General features: G+C 64.3%; 22 protein-coding genes. 9 read left to right on the top strand and 13 right to left on the bottom strand.

Annotated features, from left to right (window positions below):
* Positions 1–258: 258 nt before the first annotated feature.
* Genes galU through lapB form a run of 3 tightly spaced genes read right to left on the bottom strand, consistent with a single transcriptional unit; the run spans position 259 to position 3116 of the window.
* Positions 259–1131 carry a UTP--glucose-1-phosphate uridylyltransferase GalU gene (galU, locus tag THIDRDRAFT_RS20315; RefSeq protein WP_007042793.1) on the bottom strand — a complete coding sequence of 291 codons (873 nt, stop codon included), beginning with the start codon at positions 1129–1131 and terminating at the stop codon, positions 259–261.
* A 23-nt stretch (positions 1132–1154) separates the two neighbouring features.
* Complete coding sequence (gene pyrF / locus THIDRDRAFT_RS20310) at positions 1155–1871, bottom strand: orotidine-5'-phosphate decarboxylase (RefSeq protein ID WP_007042792.1); 717 nt, start codon at positions 1869–1871, stop codon at positions 1155–1157.
* A 45-nt stretch (positions 1872–1916) separates the two neighbouring features.
* Entirely contained in the window at positions 1917–3116 is a 1200-nt protein-coding gene (gene lapB / locus THIDRDRAFT_RS20305; RefSeq protein ID WP_007042791.1) for a lipopolysaccharide assembly protein LapB, read from the bottom strand.
* A gap of 269 nt (positions 3117–3385) precedes the next feature.
* Here lapB and THIDRDRAFT_RS20300 point away from each other — a divergent pair, with 269 nt between their 5' ends.
* Together THIDRDRAFT_RS20300 and THIDRDRAFT_RS20295 are read left to right on the top strand one after the other, a co-directional pair.
* The gene (locus THIDRDRAFT_RS20300) at positions 3386–4099 is read left to right on the top strand and encodes an SDR family oxidoreductase (protein ID WP_007042790.1); all 714 of its coding nucleotides are present in this window, start codon (positions 3386–3388) and stop codon (positions 4097–4099) included.
* A gap of 37 nt (positions 4100–4136) precedes the next feature.
* Positions 4137–4631, top strand: coding sequence for a hypothetical protein (locus THIDRDRAFT_RS20295; protein ID WP_007042789.1), 495 nt, complete (start codon positions 4137–4139; stop codon positions 4629–4631).
* Between the two features lie 153 nt (positions 4632–4784).
* On the opposite strand, the gene THIDRDRAFT_RS20290 is transcribed toward THIDRDRAFT_RS20295, so the two are convergent.
* A complete protein-coding gene (locus THIDRDRAFT_RS20290; RefSeq protein ID WP_007042788.1) occupies positions 4785–5390 on the bottom strand; it encodes a hypothetical protein in 606 nt (201 codons plus the stop codon).
* 221 nt (positions 5391–5611) lie between these two features.
* Here THIDRDRAFT_RS20290 and THIDRDRAFT_RS20285 point away from each other — a divergent pair, with 221 nt between their 5' ends.
* Positions 5612–6481 carry a phosphate/phosphite/phosphonate ABC transporter substrate-binding protein gene (locus THIDRDRAFT_RS20285; protein WP_159105437.1) on the top strand — a complete coding sequence of 290 codons (870 nt, stop codon included), beginning with the start codon at positions 5612–5614 and terminating at the stop codon, positions 6479–6481.
* A gap of 3 nt (positions 6482–6484) precedes the next feature.
* Positions 6485–8647 carry an EAL domain-containing protein gene (locus tag THIDRDRAFT_RS24130; protein WP_007042786.1) on the top strand — a complete coding sequence of 721 codons (2163 nt, stop codon included), beginning with the start codon at positions 6485–6487 and terminating at the stop codon, positions 8645–8647.
* A gap of 91 nt (positions 8648–8738) precedes the next feature.
* Here THIDRDRAFT_RS24130 and THIDRDRAFT_RS20275 read toward each other — a convergent pair whose 3' ends face one another.
* A complete protein-coding gene (locus tag THIDRDRAFT_RS20275) occupies positions 8739–10094 on the bottom strand; it encodes a HAMP domain-containing protein (protein WP_007042785.1) in 1356 nt (451 codons plus the stop codon).
* A 196-nt stretch (positions 10095–10290) separates the two neighbouring features.
* Between THIDRDRAFT_RS20275 and THIDRDRAFT_RS20270 the strand changes: the two genes are divergently transcribed.
* From THIDRDRAFT_RS20270 to fcl, 4 genes are all read left to right on the top strand, one after another.
* Positions 10291–11556: an inorganic phosphate transporter gene (locus tag THIDRDRAFT_RS20270; protein ID WP_007042784.1), complete on the top strand. Its 1266-nt coding sequence runs from the start codon at positions 10291–10293 to the stop codon at positions 11554–11556.
* 211 nt (positions 11557–11767) lie between these two features.
* A complete protein-coding gene (locus THIDRDRAFT_RS20265) occupies positions 11768–12415 on the top strand; it encodes an ATP-binding cassette domain-containing protein (RefSeq protein ID WP_007042783.1) in 648 nt (215 codons plus the stop codon).
* Positions 12387–13856, top strand: a complete 1470-nt coding sequence (locus tag THIDRDRAFT_RS20260; RefSeq protein ID WP_040845609.1) for a metallophosphoesterase — start codon at positions 12387–12389, stop codon at positions 13854–13856. Before THIDRDRAFT_RS20265 ends, THIDRDRAFT_RS20260 begins: the two co-directional genes overlap by 29 nt.
* Before the next feature lie 173 nt (positions 13857–14029).
* Complete coding sequence (gene fcl / locus THIDRDRAFT_RS20255) at positions 14030–15025, top strand: GDP-L-fucose synthase (RefSeq protein WP_007042781.1); 996 nt, start codon at positions 14030–14032, stop codon at positions 15023–15025.
* 46 nt (positions 15026–15071) lie between these two features.
* Here the strand turns inward: fcl and THIDRDRAFT_RS20250 are convergent, their stop codons facing one another.
* The 6 genes from THIDRDRAFT_RS20250 to bchI form a co-directional block, all read right to left on the bottom strand.
* A complete protein-coding gene (locus THIDRDRAFT_RS20250) occupies positions 15072–15326 on the bottom strand; it encodes an MBL fold metallo-hydrolase (RefSeq protein WP_007042780.1) in 255 nt (84 codons plus the stop codon).
* Between the two features lie 187 nt (positions 15327–15513).
* A complete protein-coding gene (locus tag THIDRDRAFT_RS20245; protein ID WP_007042779.1) occupies positions 15514–16557 on the bottom strand; it encodes a phytoene/squalene synthase family protein in 1044 nt (347 codons plus the stop codon).
* Positions 16558–16567: 10 nt separating this feature from the next.
* Entirely contained in the window at positions 16568–18106 is a 1539-nt protein-coding gene (locus THIDRDRAFT_RS20240; protein ID WP_007042778.1) for a phytoene desaturase, read from the bottom strand.
* Between the two features lie 245 nt (positions 18107–18351).
* Positions 18352–19233: an alpha/beta fold hydrolase BchO gene (gene bchO / locus THIDRDRAFT_RS20235; RefSeq protein ID WP_007042777.1), complete on the bottom strand. Its 882-nt coding sequence runs from the start codon at positions 19231–19233 to the stop codon at positions 18352–18354.
* Between the two features lie 103 nt (positions 19234–19336).
* Positions 19337–21148 (bottom strand): magnesium chelatase subunit D, encoded by a 1812-nt coding sequence (locus THIDRDRAFT_RS20230; RefSeq protein WP_007042776.1) that lies wholly within the window; start codon positions 21146–21148, stop codon positions 19337–19339.
* On the bottom strand, positions 21145–22173 hold the full coding sequence (gene bchI / locus THIDRDRAFT_RS20225; RefSeq protein WP_007042775.1) for a magnesium chelatase ATPase subunit I: 1029 nt from the start codon (positions 22171–22173) through the stop codon (positions 21145–21147). Before bchI ends, THIDRDRAFT_RS20230 begins: the two co-directional genes overlap by 4 nt.
* A gap of 481 nt (positions 22174–22654) precedes the next feature.
* Here bchI and THIDRDRAFT_RS20220 point away from each other — a divergent pair, with 481 nt between their 5' ends.
* Positions 22655–23929 carry a Coenzyme F420 hydrogenase/dehydrogenase, beta subunit C-terminal domain gene (locus THIDRDRAFT_RS20220; RefSeq protein ID WP_007042774.1) on the top strand — a complete coding sequence of 425 codons (1275 nt, stop codon included), beginning with the start codon at positions 22655–22657 and terminating at the stop codon, positions 23927–23929.
* Between the two features lie 114 nt (positions 23930–24043).
* Here THIDRDRAFT_RS20220 and THIDRDRAFT_RS27150 read toward each other — a convergent pair whose 3' ends face one another.
* Together THIDRDRAFT_RS27150 and THIDRDRAFT_RS20215 are read right to left on the bottom strand one after the other, a co-directional pair.
* Complete coding sequence (locus tag THIDRDRAFT_RS27150) at positions 24044–24178, bottom strand: hypothetical protein (protein ID WP_007042773.1); 135 nt, start codon at positions 24176–24178, stop codon at positions 24044–24046.
* 39 nt (positions 24179–24217) lie between these two features.
* The coding region (locus THIDRDRAFT_RS20215; protein ID WP_007042772.1) for an IS5/IS1182 family transposase at positions 24218–24493 on the bottom strand (276 nt) is incomplete at its 5' end.

The following is a 24493-nucleotide window of genomic DNA, read 5'->3' as shown; positions in this document are numbered from 1 at the left end:
GCAACCTCAGCAACCCGCCGGTCGAACACGATTCGCCCCAAGGATACAGGATCGGCGCGACAGCGATTGCGACACCAAGCCCAGTTCAATGGCCGACACAGGAACTATTCGCCAAAGGTCGTGACGACGTTCTATTCGTACCCTGGGTGCCGCATCGCGAAACCCAGGGTGTCGCGGCATTCCCGGATTGCGCTCGCGCTTCATCCGGGCTACGGGGCGTAGCCTGGCTGCCGCGAGCGAAACCCAGGGGTCCTCCGCTTATTGGGTGAAGTTGCGCAGATAGGCCGAAAAGCGTTCACCCAGATCTGGGTGGGCCAGACCGAATTCGACCGTCGCCTCCAGATAGCCGAGCTTGCTGCCGCAGTCGTAACGCTTGCCCTCGAAGGGATAGGCGATCACGTGCTCGTCTTCAAGCAGATTGGAGATGGCATCGGTGAGCTGGATCTCGCCACCCGCGCCCTCGCGGGTATTCTCCAGCTTGTCGAAGATACGCGGCGTGAGCAGATAACGTCCGACGACCGCCAGGTTGGAAGGGGCGTCGGCCGGGGCAGGCTTCTCGACGATCGAGATCACGCGCAACTGACCATCGCGGCCGGGCTCGACCTCGACGATACCGTATTTGTGCGTCTCCTCGTGCGGGACCTCCTGAACGGCCAGCACGCTGCAGCGGTGACGCTCGTAGACCTCGGCCAGCTGCTGGACGACGCCCTTGCCGTTGCCTCGAATGAGATCGTCGGCCAACAGGACCGCGAAGGGCTCGTTGCCGATCACGGGCTTGGCGCAGAGCACGGCATGCCCGAGTCCCAGCGCCTCGGCCTGGCGCACATAGATGCAGGACGCGCTTGTCGGCAGCACGTTGCGCACGATGTTCAGGAGCTTGTCCTTACCTGCCTGCTCCAGCTCCGCCTCCAGTTCGTAGGCCTTGTCGAAGTGGTCCTCGATCGAGCGTTTGCTGCGCCCGGTGATGAAGACCAACTGATCCACGCCGGCCTCGACCGCCTCGTCTGCGGCGTATTGGATCAGAGGTTTGTCCACGATCGGCATCATCTCCTTCGGGCTGGCCTTGGTCGCCGGCAGAAAGCGCGTACCAAGCCCAGCCACCGGAAACACCGCCTTACGGATTCTAGCCATCGATACTTCTCCTTTCGTTCAGGTCAGATGATCGCATCAGGCGCCAGCGAGTGCTCGATCTCAAGCAGCGCGGCCAGCGGATCGGGCGCCTGGGTGATGGGTCGCCCGATCACCAGATAGTCCGATCCGGCCGCGAGTGCCTCGGCCGGGGTCATGATGCGCCTTTGGTCGCCGACCGATGCGCCGACGGGTCTCACGCCAGGCGTCACCAGCAGAAAGTCGCAACCGAGAGCCGCACGCACGGGCGCGGACTCCAACGGGGAACACACGATACCATCGAGCCCCGCCTCCCGCGCGAGCCGCGCGAGGGCCAGCACCCGCTCACACGGATCCCCAGGACAGCCGATCGCCGCCAGATCCGAGGCGTCCATGCTGGTCAGCACGGTCACGCCGATCAGCAGCGGCGGGCGAGACGACTGGCTCAACCGCTCGCGCGCGGCCTCCATCATGCGCAGACCACCGGAGGTGTGGACATTGACCATCCAGACCCCCAGATCCGCCGCCGCCGCGCAGGCCGCCGCCACCGTATTGGGAATGTCGTGGAACTTGAGATCGAGGAAGATCTCGAATCCGCGCCCCTGGAGCCTCTCGACGAAGGCCGGCCCGAGACGGGTAAAGAGCTCCTTGCCGACCTTGAGCCTGCAGCGGGCGGGATCGAGCCGATCGGCGAGTTCCAAGGCAGGGGCTTCAGCGGCGTAATCGAGAGCGACGACGATACGGGGGGATTGGGTCGGGGACATGGATTCACTCGGCATGGGTCTTGAAGGCTGCAGACGGACACTCGATCAGGCGGAGCTCGCCTCGGTCCGGTCCGTCTCGCGGACGATGGGTTCTGGCTGTAGCGGCACCACCCGCCCCCAGCATTTGCAGCTTGGACACTGCCAATGCAGGGCGCGGGCCTGGAAGCCGCACTGCTCGCACTGATAGGCGGGCTGACCGGACAGCAACTGACGCACCACATCCAGCGCGATGGCGATTCGGTGGCGCCCGGGCGTGATGCCCAGATCCAGTCGGGTCTCCAGATCCAGCAGCCGCTCAAGGACGGCCAGATCCGCAAAGCGCGACAGATAGAGCGTCAGAAGATCCAGGGCCGCCTCCGCGCCGGACTCCTGCAGCACCACGTCACCGAGGCTCAACAGCAAGGGCGGGCTCGGATAACGCTTGGCCAGGTCCTCCAGCAGTCCTCGCGTGTCGAAGCGACGCGAACGCTCGGCCGCCTCGATCAGGGACGGCAGGATCTCGGGAACATAGGCCGCACCGCGCTTGGCGACGCGCAGGAAGATGACCACGGCCTGATCGGAGTCGCCCTCCTCTAGGGCCATCATGCCCTCGAGCATGGCGGCACGAATGCAGTTGGGATCCACCATCTGCGCCTCGGTCAGGCAACGGCGCGCACCATCGAAATCCTGCTTGCGGTGGGCATCCTCCGCCAGCTCGCAATGGTAGTGGGCCATCTCGGCGGTCATCGGTTGGTCGGTGAGCGATTGCAACCGCTCGGCCACCCGCAAACAGCGCAGCCAATCGCGCTCCTGCTGGTAGATCTCGCGCAATGCGTTGAGCGCGCTCAGGCGGTGCAAGCCGATCTCGACCAGTTCTTCGAAGAGCCCCTCGGCACGATCGAGCAGCCCCGCGCGCATATAGTCCTGCCCCAGCTCGTAGAGGGCGTACCCACGTAGATCGGGACCGAGATGCTTGCGCGCGATCAGGTTCTGATGGATGCGAATCGCCCGGTCGACCTCGCCCCGGCGCCGGAACAGGCTGCCGAGCGCCAGATGGGTCTCGACCGTTTCGCCGTCGACCTCGGCCAGCTTGATGAAGGTGTCGATCGCCTTATCCGGCTGCTCCTCGAGGAGATAATTGAGTCCGCGCAGAAAATCGGGATGGGACGGAACACCGCCGTCGCGCTTGCCGCCGCGCTCGCGCCGCGCCACCCACCAACCCGAGGCCGCCGCCACCGGGAGGAGCAGAAACAGGATTTCGATCATGCCCTCACCCCATCCTCCATGGCACTCAACACATCCGGCGCGCGCCGGTACCCCGAGACGACCGCGCCGCCTCGTCGTTCACGCGATCGACGGCCTCGAACCAATCGCTCAAACATTGAATCATACAGACAAGCAAGCCGAGCCGCATGAACTGGGTCCCCCGCAAGCGGTCGACGTTCCTAGGCCAGGCGCGCATGATCCGAAGGGGCCGGCCATGAGACCATGGCGACACGCCCGACCGACACCGCTTCGCCGAGGAGGCCAGCGTCATGACCGATCTGCACGGCAAGACCCTTATCATCACTGGCGCGACCGGGAACCTGGGACAGGTGCTCGCGCGCGCCCTCTCCGAGCGCGGAGCCCGGCTCGCCCTGGTCGGACGCGATCCGACGACGCTCGCCACAACCCGCCAGCAGCTGCCCGCGCAGTCCGAGGTGGCGACCTTCGTCGCCGATCTGCTGAACCCGCAAGAGGTTGCCGCAATGGTCCAGGGAGCCGTGAAGCGTTTCGGCTCCATCCATGCGCTGATCAACGCCCAGGGCGGATTCGCCATGGGTCCGCGCATCCAGAGCACGAGCGACGCCGACTGGGATTTCATGATGGACCTGAACCTGCGCACGGTGTTCAATACCGCGCGAGCACTGATTCCGACGCTACTGGCGTCGGGGAATGGACGCATCGTCAACGTCTCGGCGCGAGCCGCGACCCGGGGCGTCGCCGGCATGGCCCCCTACTGCGCCTCGAAGGCGGCCGTCATCACACTCACCGAAAGCCTCGCGGACGAACTCAAGCACGATGGAATCACGGTGAACTGCGTCCTGCCCGGAACACTCGACACCCCACAGAATCGCGCCGCCATGCCGGATCAGGATCACGACAGATGGGTCTCGCTGGAGGCCCTGGCCGATGTCATCCTCTTCCTGGTATCGGACGCATCGCGCGCCGTCACGGGCGCGGCCATTCCAGTCTATGGTCGAAGCTGATCCGAGGATGAACGACACAGGCGAAGGATGGAGCAGGTTGAACATCCTCAAACGCAGCGACGACACGACGATCGAGGTTGAGAACAGCGACATGCGGATCCTTTTCGACTCCCAATCGACGGCACCGAGACGAATGCGACCGGCCGTGCTGATCTTGCTCGCGAGTTTGGCGCTCCCGAGCGCCTCGGCACCCACGCTCGACGATGAGACCCAGGAACTGCTGGTCTCCGCCGTCACCGCCGCAGCCGAGCTCGACCTCTACAACGCCCGCTGTCGCGGCGACCAATCGGGCCGCCAGATCGACAACCTCAACAAGGAAATGGTCGGCAAGCTCGGCATCACCGTGCTCGGGGTCGAGGACGACCTCTTCCCCGAGCGCAGCTACCGCGCCACACAAAAACGTCTCGAACGTGACTTCCTCGCCGAACTGCGCGACGCCGGTGGCTGTCCGGGCGCGAAGGACTCCGACCTACCCGAGACCCTGAAGGCCCGCTATTACGAGCGATTGAATGCGGTCCGCGCGCTGCCCTGAATGGACGTTGAAGGGACGCGCCGTCTCAGGCCCCCACTGGACGCGGAATACCTCCGATGACGCACCGAGCGTTCGAATCCAAACCTCAGGCGGTTTCCGCAAACGAATGTGCCGATCGCAGGATCTAAGGGAAGATCCTTGTCTGGATCTCGCCTAATCCGTGACGAGCGAGATCGTGGACGCCGCATGGGTCAGAGCCGCGTCCACCACATGGGGCACCTGAGCCTGTCCGGCATACACCAAATCCGACGAGGCATCCCAAACCTGGCGATTCACGAAGTCGCCGCCCAGCCCGGCCGGACCGCTGCCGATGCCTTGCGCCGTCAGATCGCGAGCGCCCGCGTCGAGATAGGAACGAATGCACATCTGGGCCTCGTTCTGATAGTCGCAGCCGAAGCTGCTGATGAAGATGAGACCGGAGACCGGATCGCCCGCGACCTCGCAGGCCCCAACGCCCTGGGACAGAAACTCGGCGGCCATCCCTTCGCCCGTCTTGCCCTCGGCGAGCGCCTCGGACGGCGGGACATCGGCGAAGGTCGCATCGGTCCCGACCTGGTCGGCGAGACGGTCAGCGAACAGCCGATAGACCGCGTCGGCCTCGCCCAAACTGTAGGAATCGCTGCGAAAACGCATGAATGCACAGCTATTTCCCGATCCGCTGTACACGAACGTATAGCCGACATACCATTCCGCTTCGGCCGAAACAGCCGGCGCCAAGGGAAGCAGGGCAACGATCAGCGCGTAGCAAAAAGACCTCATCTTCGGACACCTCCTCAGTTGTCGATACCAGCCTTATCGATCACCGACATCCCGTCCCCAGCAAGCACCACGCATCGCCGGGCGAGAATCGGCGATCTCCACCGGGACGATTGATGCCGTCGAGACCTGGCCTCGCCAGACATCCATCAGGGACGCCAATGCACAGAGCCACCCGAAAAGGCGCGACTCCAACCCCGTTCGCAACGTGCGTCGGTCTCATCATGGCTCTCTGCCTGACCTCGCCCGCCAGGGCCGCCCCGCCCGACCCGGGTTTCCACATGGGCGTGGTCAGCGAACGCCCAGGCTACCCGGACCTGACATTGGAGCAATACCAACCCTTCCATAGATATCTGACCGAGCGCCTGGAAGCCCAGGGCATCCCGGTCGGAAAACTCGTCGTCGCCGCCCAACTCGCCGACATGCGCCAGCGAATCGAGCGCGGCGAGGTCGACCTCCTGCTGGAGAGCCTCGTCTCGACCCTGATCCTGGAGCGTCAGACCAACCGCATCCATCCCGCGCTCCTAGCCTGGCGCAAGGGCCAGCGTCAATACCGCACCCTGTTCTTCACCCGCAAGGATAGCCCGATTCGGACGCTCGCGGATCTGCGCGGCAAGCGCATCGTCTTCGAGTCCAAGCGCTCGACCTCGGCCTTCTTCATCCCCTCGATCACGCTTGAGAACGCTGGCGTCGCGCTCGTACCGGCGCGGACCGATCCAATCCCGCAACAGACGTCGAGCTATGTCTTCGCCGGATCCGAACTCAACCAAGCCTACTGGGTAGGGCGCGGCAAGGCCGAGGCCGGCGCATTCAACGACGGAGACTGGAAAAGCACGCCGGAGGCCATCCGCAAGGATCTGCGCATCTTCCACACCACGCCGCCCATTCTGCGATACATCGCCTCCTATCGCGAAGGACTCCCGCCCGAGGACCGGGACGCGACGACCCGGATACTGGTCAAGATGCCCGACACCGAGACTGGGCGCGCGGCGCTCGCCAAGGCGTCCCACATCACGCGCATCGAGCCGCTGACCGACACCGACCGCGCCCAAATCGAGCAGTGGCGCCACACACTCGCGGCACACGACTACTGAGCCATGTTGCGTACCATCAGAAGCCGTCTCGCACTCAGCTTCACTCTCCTGATCGCTGGTCTCCTGGTCGTGATGCTCGCGCTGACCAGCTGGCTCGCCTACCGCATGCTGAGCGACCTGCGGCCACGCATCCAGAGCGCCTTCGAAGAAACCCAAACCCTGAACGAGAAGAACGTCCTGCTCAACAGCGCGGGGTATCTCGGCGAGCGTCTCTTTCCGCCCTTGTTCTCGCTGAACATCTCCGGGATCAATCGCGAGATCGAACAAATCCGGGGCTGGCTGCCGATTCAATCCTTCGTCGTCGCCGACAGCGAGCGCCGCATCCTGACCGACGGCTCCAGACGCAACCCAAGATACGGTCAGATCGTCGCCATCCCCAGCGAACTCTTGCCGCAACAGCCCATCCTCACATCGCAACCCGACGGCAGCGAGCTCTATTTCACCATCGGCAATGGCGACCGGATCGCGGGCTACGCAGCGGTACGAATCTCGGACGTGGCACTTCAGACCTCCCTGACCATGCTAGACCAGGAGGTCACCCGGCTTTGGACCGCCTACGCGCGCTCACTGATGCTGGGCGCCGGACTGGCCTCGCTGCTGGTGGCGCTCGTCACCAGCCTGCTGATCTGGCGCCTGGCCCGCTTGGCGAGCGAACCCATCTCGGAAATGATCGCGGCCGCCGAGGGCATCGCCCTCGGCAATCTCGACATTGCTCTACCGGTGCGCTCGGACGACGAGGTCGGTCATCTGGCGCTGGCGCTCAACACCATGGCGCAGGAACTCAAGGTCAGCCAGCGCCGCATGCGTCATCTCGCCAACTACGACACCCTCACCGGGCTGCCCAACCGTCATCTCTTCCAGGACCGACTGCGCCACGCGACCCAAGCGGCTGATCGCAACGGCACGCGACTGGGGCTCCTGTTTCTGGACCTGGATGAGTTCAAATCGGTCAACGACTCGCTCGGGCACGGACTCGGCGACGAGGTGCTCAAGCTGGCCGCGCGCCGCCTGCGAGAAACGGTCCGCTCCAGCGACACGGTCGCGCGTCTCGGCGGCGACGAGTTCACCGTCATCGCCGAGAGGGTGAAGGGTCCCGAAGACGTCGAGGCGCTCGCCACCAAACTGCTCGCGGCCTTGGAATTGCCCTACCGGGTCCAGGATCACGATCTGACACTCTCGGCCAGCATCGGCATCACACTCTACCCCGAGGGCGCCCTCTCACCAGAGGACCTGCTGCGCAACGCCGACGATGCCATGTATCAGGCCAAGCGCCAGGGCAAGAACGCCTACCGTCTCTTCGACCCCAAGCAAGGTGCCTCCATCGAGAAGCAACTGAGTCTAGAGCAGATGCTGCACAAGGCGATCGCGCGGTGCGAGTTCGAGCTCCATTACCAGCCGCAGCTGGATGCCGCCACCGGCGACCTCATCGCCGTCGAGACACTGCTGCGCTGGCGCAATCCGCAGGAACTCATCCAACCGAGCGATTTCATCCCACTCCTGGAGGACATGGGCCTCATCACCCGCCTGACCAAATGGATCTTCAGCGAATCCTGCGACCGGCTGACCGAGTGGCGCGCCGACGGCTTAAGCGACCTGCGTCTGGCGGTGAACCTATCCGCCCTACAGCTGGCGCAACCCAGCCTGCTGCCCACCCTGGAGGATATCCTCCAGGCCACACAACTGCCCCCGGACGCGCTGGAGATCGAGATCAGCGAACAGACCATGCTCCATGCCGAGCAAGGCGAGGAGGCCGTGGATCGGCTGCACCGGCTAGGCGTGCGGCTCACAGTCGACGACTTCGGCACCGGCGCGTCCTCGCTGGCGCATCTACACCGCTTCGCGGCCGATACGCTCAAGATCGACCGCAGTCTCATCAGCGAGATTGCCACCGACCGAGACAGCGCCAACCTCACCGCCGCCGCCATCGCGCTGTCGCGCCAGCTCGGAATCCAGACCGTCGCCAAGGGCGTCGAACGCATGGAACAATGGCGCAGCGTGCGTGAGCAGGGCTGCGACATGGTCCAGGGCCATCTGATCAGCAAACCGCTTCAAGCCGACGGTTTCCTGTCCTGGGCTCGCGATCATGTCGCAAAGGGACACGAACCGGAGCACTTCGATCGAACCCGCGAGCCCGCCCAGGAAGCGTCATCGAACGGTCAAGATTGAGACTCAGCCCGGATGAAGCACAGCGCAACCCGGAAACACCGACCCCGAACCGCCAGGTCTGCAGCTCAAGCCCGATCCACCAGGAACGCGATCAGGCCACATCCAGCACCTCCAGCAATTCACGCAGGGTCTCGGCAGCACGCCGCAACGCCTGGATGTCCTGGTCATGTCCGGCATGCCGTCCCTCCAGTCGGGCTGACGCCTCCAGCATGCGCGCGCATTCACGCGACAACTGACCCTGTAGCACCCTCAACGTTTCGACCTTGCCGGCGAGCGCCTCGCGCAACTCCTTCGCGGCCTCGTCGCGCTCGACCTCCGAGCCCGCTACCTGGGCATCGCGCAGCGCGATGGCCTCGCGCATCGCATCGCGCCACCAGCGATCGAAAGTCGACTTGTGATCCGCCAGGGTGTTCACCGAGATCGCCATGGCCATGATCTCGTCGCGCGGATCGGCCGGAACCGCAACTCGCTCGCTCGGATTCTCGTGGGTCAGACGATCGAGCAGCTCGACCATGAGGCGCACGGGCCGCACGATCCGGTAGGTCAGCAGCATCGCGAAGATCACCCCGAAGAGGGTCGCGGCGATCGCGATCGAGAGCGCGAGACGGGCGCGCTCGACCGAGGTCTTCGCCAGTTCGGCCGAGCTGCGTTCCATCAGCGCATTGGCCTCGGCCAGCGTGTCCTCGACCAGAGGCGTGACGCGCTCGGCGGCTTGGTTCATCGCCTCGGTCAACTCGCCGATCAGCCGATCCTGCTCGACCAACGCGCTGAAGTTGCGGCCATAGTCCCGAACCAGTGCCGACAGATGCGCACGCTCCTCGGATCCTAGCGGCGACGCGTCGATCGAAAGGGTCAGCACGGCGAGGATGCCCTCCACCATTTGCACATAGCCCTCGCCCCCGCGCAGCAGATAGTCCTTCTCGCGCCGACGCAGCTGCAACACCTGGGTCTGCAACGCGGGAAGCTCACGGGCGACGCGCTCCTCAAGCTCATGGGCGCTCGCGCGAAAGGCCCCCTGCAAGCCCGCATTCTCGTCGAGTCCCTTGCGCCGCCAGGCGGTCTCGATAGCCGAGAAACGGTTGAGGAATTCCTGGGTCAGCGACCCGAGCCGATCGACCGTGCGCCGATCGACCGAATCGACCCGAGCCAGCCCGTCAATCGCCGCCGTCATGGCGTCCGCCTCGGCGCGCACCGCATCGGGCAGGCGCGGATCTGGGTTCATGAGAAAGCGATCGGCCGCGCCACGCATACGAGCGAGACGGCTCTCGATGGCGAAGGCATGGGTCTGGCGCGCGCCGACCACCTCGGTCAGATAGCGGTAGTCCGCGAGCGAGGAACGCAGCACCGATTGGTCGTGCCAGACGATACCGAGAAAGACGATCAACACCACGCCGAAACCGATTCCGATCTTCTCGCCGATGCGCAAACGGCTCGCCACTCGATTCACGACCCACCTCCTGCAAAAAAGATGACCATCCGGTGACCGTTATTTGACAAAATATCCCCCGCCAGACCAGGTCCGTCCGAGCGGACCATGGCAGAACATTCCCACACGCTCACATTCATGGCCGCGCGCTAGACCTGCTCAGCCGCCCCCGATTTTCATCACATTCCGTCCGATTCAGCCGTTTTCTGGAGATACCGTGGACATCATTAACGAATGGGGATCTGTCTTCCTCATCCTCGCCATTCTGTTCGGCCTCTACATGACCTGGGGCATCGGCGCCAACGACGTCGCCAACGCCATGGGGACCTCCGTCGGTTCGGGCGCCATCAGCATACGTCAAGCGATCCTCATCGCCGCCATCTTCGAATTCGCCGGCGCCTTCATCGCGGGCGGCAACGTCACCTCCACCATCCGCAGCGGCATCATCGACGCCGACAGCCTGGCAGGCCATCCAGAGCTGCTGATCTACGGCATGCTGGCCGCACTCCTGGCCGCCGCCATCTGGCTCATGATCGCCTCCACACGCGGCTGGCCGGTGTCCACCACGCACTCCATCGTCGGTGCCATCGTCGGCTTCGCGGTCGCGGGGATCGGCATCGACTCGGTCCACTGGGGCACGATCGGACAGATCGTGGCAAGCTGGGTGATCTCGCCCGTGCTCGGGGGTCTCATCGCCCTGCTTCTGATGCTCAGCATCCGCTATCTCATCCTCAACGCCGAGCATCCCTTCCGCCAAGCCAAGCGCTGGGGTCCGGTCTACGTCTTCCTGGTCGGCTGGATCGTCAGTCTGGTCTCGCTCTTCAAGGGACTGAAACACCTGGATCTGCACTTCTCGACCCTGGAGAGCTTCGGCATCGCCACCGCCATCGGATTGCTGACGGCGGCCATCGGTAAATTCCTGATCGACCGGGTGCAGATGGACCCCGCAGCCGACCGCAACTTCCACTTTGCCAGCGTCGAGAAGGTCTTCACCCCCATGATGATCTTCACCGCCTGCGCCATGGCCTTCGCGCATGGCTCCAACGATGTCGCCAACGGCATCGGCCCCATGGCCGCCGTCGTCTCCGCGATCCAGAATGGCGGCGAGGTCGCCAGCCATTCACGACTTCCGCTATGGGTTCTCACCCTCGGCGGCATCGGTATCGTCATCGGACTCGCAACCATGGGCTACCGGGTCATGCAAACCATCGGCACCAAGATCACCGAGCTGACCCCCTCGCGCGGATTCTCCGCGACGCTCGCCGCCGCCTCCGTCGTGGTGCTCGCCTCCAAGACCGGACTGCCCGTATCCACCACCCACATCGCCGTCGGCGCCGTTATGGGGGTCGGTCTCTCGCGCGGCATCGCCGCACTCGACCTGCGCGTCATCGGCAACATCGTCATGTCCTGGATCATCACGCTGCCCGCTGGAGCCATACTGGCCGCAATCTTCTTCTATCTGTTCAAGGCGATCTTTGGGTGAGTATTTCCAGCCGCCAGCGGCCATATCAGACCGAGAATACACGGATGCATCACGACCTCTGGTGGCTGAAAGCTGGCGGCTGGACACTGTTTCAGAGCGCTCCCGAAACAGAGCTTCGCCGACCGTATGCCCAAGCAAAACTTGGGCACGCGAATACACGGCTGCATCACTGCCGCTGGAGGCTGAAAGCTGGCGGCTGGACGCTGTTTCAATGCCCACGCTGACCGACTCCTATCCCTACCTGCCACTGGTCTCCATCGCGGACCTCTGGTGGACCCGTGGGGTGGCTTTGGCCAGCGAGGAGCATTTCGGCCAGATCCTGGTGACGGGTCCTCCGGGATCGGGCAAATCGACACTGATCGGGCAGCTCGGCGGCTGGCCCGAAGAGGGCTACATCGATCTCACGCTGAACGGCTGGTGGCGGGCCAGATCGCTCGCCCTACGCCCGCGCGAGCTTCACCTCGGACTCCCATTCGTCGGACAGCGCAAGGCGCTCTCGCTCTTCGATGTCACCTGGATGGAACAGTGGCGCGCACTCCAACTCGACGAAAACCGTATTCTGCTACCGCCGCCCAAACGGCATTTCTTCTCCGCCGAATGGCGCCACCGCTTCGTTTTCGAGTTCCTGCTGCCGCCGCCGCAGGCCATCGTCGCCGACCGCACCGAGCGTGCCCGTCTCGGCACACACCCCATCGACCGCCTCATCGATCCGGAACAGATCGCGGCCCAGGTCCGCCTCTATGCCCAGGTCGCGCTTCACTTCCACCGAGGGGGTATGATCGTGCATCTTCGAGAACGGGCGGATGATCCGCCGCTACGGATCGACGACCATGGCACAACCGAACCGCATCTCCCGTAAAAGCTTCCTCAAACGCTTTCGCGACGTGGTTCAGGGCATGGATGCCTGCGAGGATATCGACCTGGACAGCGCGCTCAAGATCACCGGGGAAAAGGTGCGGATTCCGTCTCCCGCCCTGCCGCTGCAGATCCAACTCGGCGGCGAGGAAGGCTACCGGCTCAATCTCTATCCCGAGCTGCGCTTCGAGGAGGACGGCCGACTCGTCCACCGTGACGACTATCTGCTCTTCGACCCGACCACCTATTTCTCCGACATCAGCGGATTCCTGCGTCTCATACAGGGCGACTCGCTACTCCTCGGACGCCAAAACCGGCTGCAGCGCCTCCTGCTGCGCTACCCCAAGGTCGTCGCGGACCAGCATCTGCGACTCAAACTCTCGCCAAAGGGACTGGCGCTCAAGAACAAATCGTCGACCGCCGACGCCTGCGTCGCCCCCATCATCGTGCCGGATCAGGTCGAACGCATGGCCTCATGGCGCCTGAGCAAGCTCGCCAAGCTACGCGCAATCCTGGACGGACCGATCGAGCCGCCCTCGCGTTCCGAGGCACTCGACCTGATCCAGCGGGTCAACGCAGTCATGAAGGCGGAACCCTACCGGGTTATGGACGATCATGGCCAGCCCGGCGGTCTGCTCGCCCTGCCCGACCGGCCACGACCCATCTTCGTCGGCGACCTCCATGCGCGCATCGACAACCTGCTGGTGGTGCTAACCCAGAACGGCTTCTTGGAGGCGCTGCTGGACGGCAGCGGATTGCTCATCCTGCTCGGCGACGCGGTACAACCGGACACGCCCGGCGAAGAGGGCGACATGGACAGCTCAATGCTGATGATGGACCTCATCTTCCGGCTCAAGCTGCGCTTTCCGGAGCGGGTCTTCTATCTGAGAGGCAATCACGACAGCTTCTCCGATGACATCAGTAAGGGCGGCATCCCCCAGGGACTGCTATGGGAACAGGCGCTCCACGACCGGCGCGGGCTCAAGTACAAGGAGGCCATGCAAGACTTCTACGACCTGCTGCCCTACGTCGCCGCCTCCGCCGGATACCTCGCCTGCCACGCCGGACCGCCCACCTCAAAGATCACCTGGGATATGCTGCGCGACATTCGCCAGCATCCAAAGCTTGCCCACCAACTCACCCACATCCGGCTGCGCCGTTCCAACTCACCCAGCGGCTACGGACCAAACGACCTCGATCGACTACGCAAACGGCTCGGCGTCAAGCCAAGCGCGCCCGTCGTCCTCGGCCATACCCCCGTCTCTGGACAGGGCACCTGCTGGATCAACGCCGGCGGCATCCCCAACCACCACGTCCTCTACGGCGCCCATCCCGACTGGATCGGCGTTATCACCCGAACCGGCAAGCAACTGCTGCCGCTCGTGTATCCGAGCGAGCCGATGCTGGGGGTATATAACCGGTATGTAGGGACGGAACGACTCTAAAAACCAGAAAAAACCATGCATCATGGATGTACGTGCGATTGACCGGAGCCGGCTATATCATGAACCCATGACAATCATGTCTGATAGAACCCTCAATTTGATGGGCCCCATCCCTGTGATGGGCATCCATTCCCGTTTAAACATCAGCCCGCCCCAAGAGGGTTCTGTTTGACATGGGCACCTTACCGCGACAATCCCCCGCACCCCCAACCGGCAAGATCTATCTCGCCGGCCATCGCGGCATGGTCGGCTCGGCCATCCACCGTCGGCTGGAGCAGACCGACGGCGCGGAGGTGCTCACCCGCACCCACGCCGAGCTGGATCTCACCAACCAGGCGGCGGTCGACCATGTCTTCGCCACAGAGCGCCCGGATCAGGTCATCCTCGCCGCCGCCAAGGTCGGCGGTATCTGGGCCAACAACAGCTATCCGGCCGAGTTCATCTATCAAAATCTGATGATGGAGGCCAACGTCATCCAGGCCGCCTACCGCTCAGGTGTCAAGCGTCTGCTGCTGCTCGGCAGCTCCTGTATCTATCCGCGCCTGGCGCCCCAGCCTATGGCCGAGGAGGCGCTGCTGACCGGACCGCTGGAGCGGACCAACGAGCCCTACGCCATCGCCAAGATCGCCGGCATCAAGCTCTGCGAGTCCTACAACCGCCAGTACGGCACCGACTTCCGTAGCGTCATGCCGACCAACCTCTACGGTCCCGGCGACAATTTCGACCTGGAACACAGCCACGTCATTCCGGCGCTGATGCGCAAGCTCCACGAGGCCAAGGAATCCCGCTCGCCCAGCGTCACCATCTGGGGCACCGGCACCCCGCGCCGCGAATTCCTCCACGTCGACGACATGGCCGAGGCCTGTCTGCACGTCATGGGACTGCCGCGGGAGACCCTTCAGGCCCACACCCGGCCGATGCTCTCGCACATCAATATCGGCGCCGGCACCGATGTCAGCATCCGCGAGCTGGCCGAGACCCTTGCCGAGATCGTCGGCTTCGCGGGCGAGCTGACCTACGACACCAGCAAGCCCGATGGCACGCCCCAAAAGCTGATGGATGTCTCGCGCCTCCGGTCACTGGGCTGGCAGGCCCGAACCGGGCTGCGTGAAGGACTGAAACACACCTATGCCTGGTTCCTCGACAACCAGCAGAACATGAGGAGCTGAGCGTGAAGAAGGCATTGAGCACCGGCGTCACCGGACAGGACGGCGCCTATCTAAGGTAGGGGATGCGCCCGACGTGATCGATGTGGACGTGGGTGACGACCAGCGCCTGAATGTGATCGACCGGCTGGGTGAACTGCAGTCGCTCGAAACCGGCGCCGGAGGCGGAGGTCTCCGCGCCTTGGAAGAGACCGCAGTCGATGAGTATGGAGCGCCCATCGCCGAGTTGGAGCTCATGACAGGAGCCGGTGACGCCATCGACCGCGCCGTGGTGGAGGATCTCAGGCCGGTGCCGCCCCGGCATCACGGAAGCCGCGTAGGGCGCAATAGCGCCAGCCTATTGCAACGCATACGGTCGACGGGACATCCATGAGATACGTTAAGCGGTATGCGACACATTGGCAGATCCCTTGCCTGAGTGGAGTTGCCTGCCTTAGGGCGCAATAGGCGTCGCTACTGCGCCCTAAGGCTAGGGGCAGGGCGAGCTGGAGTCAGCGCGCCTCCAAGGCAGCGGCACGATCGCGCTCTTCGAGGGTTTCGAAGAGTTCGAGCACCCACATGACGCGTCCACCGACGCCGGCTGGGGCCTGCTTGGGAGTCGCGGCGATGACGGCGTCGACGAGGAAGCGGGTTTCCTCCAGTGCGGGCGCGAAGATCTGGCGCGGGGTGAGAACGGCCTTGCCGAGGATGGGCGCGATGAGCTGCAGCTTACGCTGCGGCGGCACGATCGCGCGTCGGGTGATGGAGTCCAGCCCCTGACGCTCAAGCTGGCGACCGATCTCGGCATAGAGATAGCGCGCGGCGTTGATACCGGCGCGACACCCCATCGGCAGCCCGGCGATGCCCGCGTCGGCACGCTGGTAGAGCCTGTCGGCGGTGTCGAGCATGCGCCGGATGACCGAGGCCAGCGCCTCGTTGAAGACCGGGTCCTTGAGCCACTCGTCTGGATCGATACCGGCCTCGCGCATCCAGTCGAGCGGGAGATAGACGCGACCGTTACGGGCGTCCTCGCCGACGTCGCGACAGATGTTGGTGATCTGCATGGCGACGCCAAGGTCGCAGGCACGCGCAACCAGCGCTTCGGAGCGGGCGCCCATGAGGGCGGCCATCATGGCGCCGACGGTGCCGGCGACACGTGCCGAGTAATCGTAGACGCCGGAGATGGTCTCGTAGCGGCGACCCTCGGCATCCCACTCGAAGCCTTCGAGCAGCGCTTCGAGCAGACGCTTGGGCATGGCGAACTCGACCACCACGTCGGCCAGGGCACGGTCGGCCGGATCGTCGATGGGCTGGCCGGCATAGATGCGGTCGAGCCGATCGTGGAGCATTTCGAGCGCGTCGGCCTGCAACACCGGATCGTCGCCGACGCAGTCGATGGCGTCGTCGGCGATGCGGCAGAAGGCGTAGAGCGCCATCGCCGGATCGCGGAAGCGCTGCGGCAAGAGGAAGGAGGCGGCATAGAAGGAACGCGATCCACAGCGCAGCAGATCACGGCAGGCGGTGACATCCGCCGCCGAGGCATGTTTCTTCTTCATGTCGTTCTGCTCAATTAAAGGTTGAGGCATCGGGAACCACCGTATCGAGGACTCGCGCGGAGGAGATGACGCCGGGCACGCCTGCCCCGGGATGCGTCCCCGCACCGACCAGATAAAGACCATCCACCTCTTCGCTCTCGTTGTGCGGCCGAAACCAGGCACTCTGAATCAAGGTGGGCTCGAAGCTGAAACCGGCGCCCAGATGCGAGTTCAAGCGATGCTTGAAGTCCAGGGGCGTGGTTACCAGCGAGGTCGCGATCTGATCCTCCAATCCCGGAAGAACCGTCTCGCTGAGGTAACGGGCGATCCTGGCGCGGTACGGCTCCGCCTGGGCTTCCCAATCGGTGCCGCTCTCCAGATGCGGAACCGGAGCCAGAACGTAGAAGGTATCGCAACCTTCCGGCGCCAGGCTCGGATCGGTCGCCGTCGGACGATACAGATAGAGACTGAAGTCCTCGGCGAGCTTTTTGTTCTTGAAGATATCCTGGATGAGACCCTTATAGCGCGGCCCGAGCAGGATGGTGTGATGCTTGACGTCCGGATACTGACGCTTGGTGCCGAAGTACCACACGAAGAGTCCGGTAGAAAAGGCGGAGCGTTCGATCTTCTTGTCGGTCCAGCGCTTGCGCGGCTGTTCCGCCATCATCTTGCCGTAGGTGGTCGCCGGATCGACGTCGGAGATCACGACATGCGCCGGAATCTCCTCGCCCGAGGCCAATCGCACGCCCGTCGCCTTGCCGTTGTTGACCAGGATGCGCTCGACCTCGCTCTTGTAGCGGATCTCGGTCCCCTGCCCCTCGACCAGGCTCACCAGCCCATTGACCACGGCGCCGGTGCCGCCCATCGCCGAATGCACGCCCCATTTGCGCTCCAGGAAGGAGATGAGGACATAGATGGAGGTGACGGTGAAGGGATTGCCGCCGATCAGCAGCGGATGGAAGGAGAGCACCTGGCGGATGTAGGGATCCTTGATGTACTTGGACACCATGCCGTAGACGGTGCGGTAGCTCTGCAGCAACGCCATCTGCGGCGCGATCTTGAGCATGTCGGTCCAGGAACTGAAAGGCACGTGCGCCAGATCCTCGAACCCGACCTTGAACACCTTCTCGCTCATGGCCATGAAGCGATCGTAGCCCTCGACGTCGGCCGGCGAATACTGGGCGATCTGGGCCTTTACCTTCTCGGCGTCGCCGCTGTAGTCGAAGACGCGTCCGTCGTCGAAGCGGATCCGGTAGAAGGGATCCATCAAACGCAGATCGACGTCGTCCTCGAAGCGTCGACCGCACAGGGCCCACAACTCTTCGAGCAGGAAGGGCGCGGTGATGATGGTCGGTCCGGCGTCGAAGCTGAAGCCATCGCGCTTATGCACGTAGGCACGCCCGCCGGGGGCGTCCAGTTTTTCGAGAATCGTCACCCGATAGCCACGCGCCGCGAGACGGATCGCCGCTGCCAAACCGCCGATACCGCTGCCGATGACGACCGCATGCGGTTTTTTCTGATCGCTACCAGGAGCTTGCTGAGCCGCAACTGTCAAGTTCTTATTACTCATATCACTGTCAAGATTGATTGACAGTATAGCAGGAGCCCAGACATGCGAGGTCCTGATACCCGTCAACGAAAATGGCAAGAGCTACCAGCTACCAGCTACCAGCTACCAGCTTTTGGGAATCATACCGCCGACCTCGCGTCACGGCGTCCAAACGTAACCCCGCCCGCACAAGCATCGAGGGTCGATCACGCTCGGTGCATCGTCGGCTGAAAGCTGGTCGCTGTGAGCTGGAGGCTATCTCCCTCTCAGAGCCCGAATTGAGCGGCGATCCGACGCACGGTATCGGCGACCTCGCGTGGACGCTCCTCATGCGCCAGATGCCCCAAGCCGGGCAAGGCGACGATCTCGGCGGCGGGCTGAAAGGATCGACGCACCCGGCGCGCCTCGCGCGGCGAGACGGTCGAATCCTCCTCACCGACAACCAGAAAGAGTGGCGTTTCGAGCCGGGGCAAGCCCTCCTCCATCAGCCCGAGATCCCAATTGGCCATCATCGACAGCGAGGCGCGCACATGCGCCGGCGAGCGGATCAGGCTCTGATAGAAATCGACCCCGAGCGGATCCAGCTTGGAGCCGGTGCTGTCGACCAGACGCTGGATCATGCGGCGATCCTTGGCGCGCCAGGCGAAATAGTGCGAGGCCAGTGCGTTGCGGGCGAACAGCTTGGCCGCCGGGGAAAAGATGCGACCAGGAACGCCGCGCCAGGGCAACAGCGCACCGTTCAGGCTGATGATGGCGCGCGGCGCGATCCAGCCGTCCAGACGGGCCTGAATGAGAATGGCGGCACCGGCGGAGTGACCGAGCACCAGATCGGGCGTCACGCCCAGTTCGCGCATCAGCGCACCGACGAAACCGGCCATGCCGGGCAGCGACATGCGATCGTAGGCCGGCGAGTCGGTGAAGCCGTGCCCCGGCATGTCGGGCGCGATCAGGGTGAAATGCTCGGCAAGCTCGGGGGCGAAGTCGCGCCAGGAATGGGTCGAGGCGCCGGTCCCGTGCAGCATGAGCAGCACCGGCCCCTGCCCCATTTGCTGGACGTGCCAGCGCAGACCGCCCGCCGAAACGAAACGGCTGCACTCCCGGTTCGGCCAATCACGGCCATCCTTTTCCCAGTCGAGTCTGTCGTCCATCGGATGCGCCGCAACCCCGTAGAGTCCATGATCCCGTCATCGACCCGATGCATCGACGCGAACGCCCGCGCATCGACGATCAGACCGATGTTCTCATTGCCGACTAACCCGCCGTCGCGCGCACCGCCTGGTTCAACGAGGTGGCATCGGCGTGCGGAAGCGGCAGATAGACCGCGCCCATCTCCTTCGCCAGGTCCTTGCCCTGCTGCTGGGGCCGGGGCGAGGTATCGATCACCAGTGCGGTGATTTCGAGCGAGCGCACCAAACGCGCCGCCGCCATCCCCTCCTCGCCGGCACGGGCACGTCCGCCGGTACCATCGCGGGCGACATTGGCCCGACCGTCGGTCATGACGATCAGCACCGGCGTTCCGCCGCGACGCTGGACCGAGTCGGCGATGGCCATGCCGAGATCGATGCCCGACGCCAGCGGCGTTCCACCGCCGCCTGGTAGACCGGCCAGGCTGCGCTTGGCGCGCACCAGCGAGCGGGTCGGCGGCAGCAACACCTCGGCGCCCTTGCCTCGGAAGGCGACCAGGGCGACCTTGTCGCGACGTACATAGCAGTCGGCCAACAACAGCTCGACCGCGCCCTTGGCCTCGGCCAGACGGTGCAGGGCCGAGGAGCCGGAGGCGTCGACGACGAAGATGGTCGTGGTCTCGGACTTGTGCTTGAAGCGGGTGATGCGGAAGTCGTCCTGACGCACCTCGATGCGGGTCGAGTCGCGACCGGCGCGCGCGCGCTCCTCGCGACGCAGACGCTGCCAGGGCGCGGCGGCACGCAGGGTCTCGACCACGTTCATACGCTGACCGTGACGCGGCTCGCCGCGCAACACACCGGCTGGACGACCGCGCGAGGGCGCATTCTGCACCGCGCCGGCCTTGCCGGTGGCACGCGAGCGCGAGCGGCGCAGTTTGCCCATCTGCAATTGAGCCAGCAGACCGGCTGGGATGGCGGCCTTGGTCGCCTCAAGAATCTTGTCGTCGAGCTCCTGCGGTTCCTGCTGCTCGTTGGACTGATTCTGGTCCTGGTCTTCCTGATCCTCCGGCTCGGGCGGTGGAGGCTCCTCCTCCGGGGGCTCCATCGGCGGCAACTGGGTCGCGCGCGGCGCCAGCACCAGACGACCGGCGACGGCCAGATCCTCCTCGGCCACCTCGGTGCGCCCTTCCAGCGCGGCATGGGCGCGCGCGGCGCTACAGGCAAAGATGGAGGCCCGCAGCGAGGGGATGCCGAGCGCCAGCGCGATTCCGCACAGGGACTCGATCTGCTCCTCGGTGATGGTCACATCCGCCAGCCGTCCACGCGCCTCGACGATCTCCTCGACCTCGTAGTCACAGGCGATCGCCTCGTGGACACGCACATAGGTGAGTTCCAGATGGAAGGCGAGACGGTCGAGCAGCGCATTGAGCAGACCCTCGTCCTCGCCGACACCCTCGTCCAGGGCGACCACGGCAAAGCGCGACGGAGTGCGCATGGCCAGGCCATCGCGCTCCAGCACCACCTCGCCCGAGTCGAAGGCCATGTTCAGACGCGCCGCCGTGCCGGATGCAATGCGCTCGGCCATCGCCAACTCGATCACGCCGCCGTCAGCCTCGACCAGCAGACCGCGCTCGGCAACCGGACGACCGGCGTTGAGCGTGGCGGCCAGGTCGAGACCGCCGAGCAGGCGCCCGTCGGAGACGTGCAGCGGGATACGCCGCATCGGCGTGCCCTCGGGCTGCAGGTCGCGCATGATCGTGAGCCACTGATCGCGTACCGGACCGGGCAGCGCACGGAGACAGACACCGCCGGTGCCGGCCGGATCAACCGTCATGAGAACCGCGGCCAGGACGGCATCGTCCCAGGGTGAGGGACCGGCCTGGCGCGGGCCTGGGCCACCGACTTCGCCGGCGGCGGGATTCGCGCCGAGGTTACTCATTCGCCGAACAACTCCTGCACCGCGCGCTCGACGCGACTGGTCGAACCGGATTCGTCGAGCGGATCGCGACGCAAACGGTGACGCAACGCCGAGGTGGCGATCTCCTTCAGATGATCGACCGTGACCTCGGTGTCGCCCTGCAGTGCGGCCAGGGCACGCGCGGCGCGGATCAGGGTCAGCTCGCCACGCAGACCGTCGGTGCCCAGCTTGATGCAGAGCTTTCCGGCCGCTTCGAGCGTGGCGTCCGGCACCGAGACCTCGGGCAGCAGCGCGCGACCCTTTTCGATCAGACGACGTACCTTGCCGTCCTTGCCCTTCCACTTCTGGACGAAGGCGGTACGGTCGCGCTCGAACGCGTCGCGCAGACGCACGACCTTCATACGAGTCGGCAGATCGGTCGGGGTCTTGACCTCGACCGAGAGACCGAAGCGGTCCTGCAACTGCGGACGCAGCTCGCCCTCTTCCGGGTTACCGGAACCGACCAGCACGAAGCGCGCCGGGTGACGCACGCTGAGACCCTCGCGTTCGACCAGGTTCTCGCCGGAGGCGGCCACGTCGAGCAGGGAGTCGACCAGATGGTCTTCGAGCAGGTTGACCTCGTCGATATAGAGGAAGCCGCGATGGGCACGGGCCAGCAGGCCGGGCTCGAACGCCTTTTCACCCTTGGTCAGCGCGCGCTCCAGATCGAGCGCGCCGATGACGCGGTCCTCGGTCGCGCCGAGCGGCAGATCCACGACCGGAACCGGCACCTTGCGCCCCTTGAGCGTCATGCCATTGGCACGCTTATCGCGGCAGTCGGCGCAGAGCGCCTCGTCGCTGGCTGCGGGATCGCAGTTATAGGTGCAATCGACCGCTTGCATCTTGGGCAGCAGGGCGGCGAGTCCGCGAATGGCCGTCGACTTACCGGTTCCCCGGTCGCCAAATACAAGAACCCCGCCGATCGACGGGTCGATGGCCGCAATCAACAGGGAGCGCTTCATTTCTTCCTGAGCGACGACGGCGGAAAACGGAAACGGGATGGGCATACGCGGCGAACCTAATGACTGTTATCTAGAACGAGGCACTCATGGCCGGTTTGATCGGGGCGCCCGTTGTACTCAAGCGCGCAGGCGCAGGGGGCGCAAGCCAGTTGCTACGAGGCCCGACCGCCAATGGCCGATCGAACCCGGGGCTAATTCAACTAAGCCCGCGACCCTAGCGCCCCTGCACGAGGAAGGTCAAGCCTAAAGCGTCATTCGAACACCATTTTCTGGCCACGCGACAGGATACGGCGGAATCTCGCAGGGATTGCCTGAACCGGGACAACCATCGAACGACCCCGCCTTGCATACCGACCGTCGATCGACCTGCTCAGGGCAAACGCACGCACGGCAAGCGCGTATCGGGATGGACTCGGCGGAATGATTTCGGGCAGACTGCACCACTTCTCGCCAGAAGCGGCCACAGCATCGCTAGCGATTCGAACACGCCCCATCGAAATCAAGATCCTACCCGAGAGCGACCCCAATGACGGACAGTCTCCAAATCACCACCGGCGACGGGCCATCGAAGGGACTCGATACCATTTCCATGCTCAGCAGCGACGACCGGCTCAAGGGCCGCCCGCGTCTGTGCAGCGACTGCGGACTCTGCGATAGCGCGCTCAGTCAGATGATGCCCCAGGCATGCGTCTTCGTGCGCAACCAGACCCAATCGATCGAGCAGCGTCTGCATGGCCGCAACCGCCAGCCCGGCGACGAGCTGCGCTTCGGCATCCATCGCGCCCAGTACGCCGCGCGCATGCGCCGCCCCAATCCCAAGGCGCAATGGAGCGGCATGATCACCACGCTCGGCGCACGACTGCTGGAGCAGGGCAAGGTCGAGGCCGTCATCACCACAGGAGCGGCCCCCGGCACCCGCTTCAAGGCCGAGCCCGTGCTTGCGCGCACGCCCGAGGAGGTGCTGGCCACCGCCGGCAACAAGCCCTGTCTCTCGCCTAACCTCAACCTGATCGATCAGATTCGCGATCAGGGCATCAAGCGGCTGGCCTTCATCGGCACCAGCTGCCAGGTGCATTCGCTGCGCGCGATCGAGGCCGAACTGGGGCTGGAAAGGCTCTACGTCATCGGCATCCCCTGCAGCGACAACGTCACCTACCCGGATCTCGAATACTTTCTGACCCAGATCTCGCGCTCGCCCAAGACGGTCGTCCACCACGAGTTCATGCAGGACTTCAGCCTCTGGCTGCGCCACGAGAACGGAAAGGTCGAGCGGGTGAACTACATCGACTTCCCGATGGACAAGCTGCACGGCATCTTCCCCTCCGCCTGTCTGTCCTGCTTCGACTATCCCAACAGCCTGTGCGACCTCACCGTCGGCTACATGGGCGCCGAACTCGGCTGGCAGTGGGTTTTGGTGCGCACCGAAACCGGCGAGGAACTGCTGGAGCTGCTCAAGCCCGACCTTGAATTCAGCGAACTGACCGAGGGCGGCGACCGTTCACGCGGCATGCCGAAATTCATCGCCCGCCTGACCCATCCGCCCGGCGCCAAGAAACCGCCCTTCCTCATCCGCCGCCTGGTCGCCTATCTGCAGCGCAAAAAGGGACCCAAGGGGCTCGAATTCGCCCGCGCCATCATAGAAATGAAGCTCCTGCGCAACCTCAACTACGTGCGCAGCAAATTCGCCCGCGTCGAATCGCGCGTCGTGCCCTATCACGTCTATCAGGCACTGGAGCCCTACGCCGAGACCTACAGCCAGACCTTCGAGCGGCCGCTCGCGGCGGGTAACAGCGAGGATTGAGGAGAACCGTAGCCTGGATGGAGCGCGAGCGAAATCCGGGAAGACCGTCGAGCCGGGCTGAAACGTTGGCGTTGTCTGAACGCCAAATCTGGATGCCGCTGCGCGGCATCCAGATCACATGAAACGCATGGCTGCGATGATCAGCCCGGCACTGCTGGCGATGAAACCCACCAGCCAGAGGAAATGCTGATCGTGACGCTTGAGCATCTCGTCAAAACGCTTGTCGACCTGTTCGAAACGTTTATCCACCTGTTAAAAATGCTTATCGACCTGATCTAGGGCCTGTCATCAATTAAGCAGGACGCATGCTGAGGCCAAGTGCACACCGGCGAGAAAGTTGCGAGACAACTTGTCATATCGGGTGGCAATCGCTCTGAACTGCTTGATCTTCGAGAAAAAGTTTTCAATCAGATGGCGCGCTTTATACAATTCCTTGTCGTAAGCGCGTTGGACCAGGCGGTTGCGCTTAGGTGGAATCACCGCTATCGCCCCGCACGCTTCCAACACATCAAGCACCCGCTCATCCGCATCATAGGCCTTGTCCGCGAGCAGTGCTTCGACCTC

It is taken from the genome of Thiorhodococcus drewsii AZ1 (assembly GCF_000224065.1).
GTDB lineage: Bacteria > Pseudomonadota > Gammaproteobacteria > Chromatiales > Chromatiaceae > Imhoffiella > Imhoffiella drewsii.
The sequence above is the reverse complement of the archived record's forward strand: the minus strand, read 5'-3'. Positions and strand labels throughout refer to the sequence as shown.